The organism is Microbacterium sp. LMI1-1-1.1, assembly GCF_040815675.1.
Taxonomy (GTDB): Bacteria; Actinomycetota; Actinomycetes; order Actinomycetales; family Microbacteriaceae; genus Microbacterium.
Window position 1 is genome coordinate 1 of the sequence record NZ_JBFPNN010000002.1, and the last position, 255, is coordinate 255.

The 255-nt window shown below is 49.4% G+C and carries 1 rRNA gene; it reads right to left on the bottom strand.

The features are described from left to right. Positions 1-101: 101 nt before the first annotated feature. Positions 102-255 (bottom strand): 23S ribosomal RNA (locus tag MRBLMI1_RS05915); the annotation flags it as partial.

Sequence of the window (255 nt, forward strand, 5' to 3'; positions counted from 1 at the left end):
ACACTATTGATGTTTCAAAAACCAACAACGACTATTTCATTGTTGTGTTCCCGACCGTACATCGAGAACCACTCAGTGGACGCAAGCACCAAAAACGGTGTGTTATCAAGTCATCGGCTTATTAGTACCGGTCAGCTTCACGCATTACTGCGCTTCCACATCCGGCCTATCAACCCAGTAGTCTGGCTGGGAGCCTCTCACCCGAAGGTATGGAAGTCTCATCTTGAGGCCGGCTTCCCGCTTAGATGCTTTCAG